Origin of the sequence: Faecalibacterium langellae, from assembly GCF_002549775.1 — a bacterium.
Taxonomy (GTDB): domain Bacteria; phylum Bacillota; class Clostridia; order Oscillospirales; family Ruminococcaceae; genus Faecalibacterium; species Faecalibacterium langellae.
Genome location: NZ_NMTR01000054.1, coordinates 1 through 1,148, shown reverse-complemented (window position 1 = coordinate 1,148; position 1,148 = coordinate 1). Strand labels below are relative to the sequence as shown.

The 1,148-nt window shown below is 36.7% G+C and carries 1 protein-coding gene; it reads left to right on the top strand.

What is annotated here, in order from left to right:
- Positions 1-209: 209 nt before the first annotated feature.
- Positions 210-1,148 (top strand): ketopantoate reductase family protein (locus CGS49_RS13620; RefSeq protein ID WP_097802298.1); only part of this gene is annotated, 939 nt, incomplete at its 3' end.

Here is a 1,148-nt window from a genome sequence, read left to right as displayed (position 1 = left end):
CAGCCGATGCTTATACAGAAAAAGTTGTTAGTTTGGATTACAATATTAAAGTTAATAGTTAGTGACTTGTTTGAAAAAGCACATGAAATCTTTCATTGCTTTATTTATAGGCTTTATTTATAGCTAGCCATAAGAAAATTTTATACCTGATTTCCTCCATATTCGACTGATGAAGTGATATAATTTTTTAAATCAAAGGAGGAAAAGACATGGCTTTGACTTATGCTGTACTTGGAAGTGGTGCAATGGGACTACGTTTTGGGCTGCTATTAAAAGAACACCTCGGTGCTCAAGTGGATTTTATTGATACGTGGGAAGAGCAAATCGACACGGTTAGAAAACAAGGTGGTGTTTATCAATCACGTGATGGTAAAAATCGTCATCTGATTCCAATTAGCATTCAGACACCAGAAGAATACCAAGGGAAACCAGATGTTTTTATCATTTTTGATAAACAAATGCATTTGTCACAGTTGCTCGAACGAAGTAAGCATTTCTTCCACGAAAATCAATATGTTTTCACAGGAATGAATGGCATGGGACATATCGAGAAAATCAATCGCTATTTTGTGCCTGAAAAAGTTTTAGCAGGAACTTGTCTGATTGGAACGGTCTTGAAAGACGCAGGAGATGTTGATTTTATTGGAAAAGCAGGTGCTGGTTCTATTAATATTGCCGCTCAATCAGGGACGGTCGATGATGTTCAAAAGCAGATAATAACTGAATTTGAAGCCTCAAACCTCAATCCAAATCTGACTGATAATTTTTTAGGAACACTTTACACAAAAGTTGTGTTCAATTCTGTCATCAATACCATTTGCACCCTTTTTGAAATTCGTATGGGACAATTCATTGATTATGAAGGTGCCGAAAAACTAGGACGTCAATTAATTGATGAAGCTTATAACGTTGCCGAATTAGCGGGCATTACTCCTCTGAATAGTCGTGATGAAGAATGGGAGACTATTCGGTATGTTAGCGCGGAAACAAGCCCTCTGCATTATCCGTCAATGTACCAAGATATGAACAAAGGACGTCAGACAGAAGTTGATTATATCAATGGTTATATCTATGATTTAGGCAGGACTTATAATTACCAAGCAAAAACGCATGACTTTTTACGCCACTTAGTTCACTTAGCAGAAAAT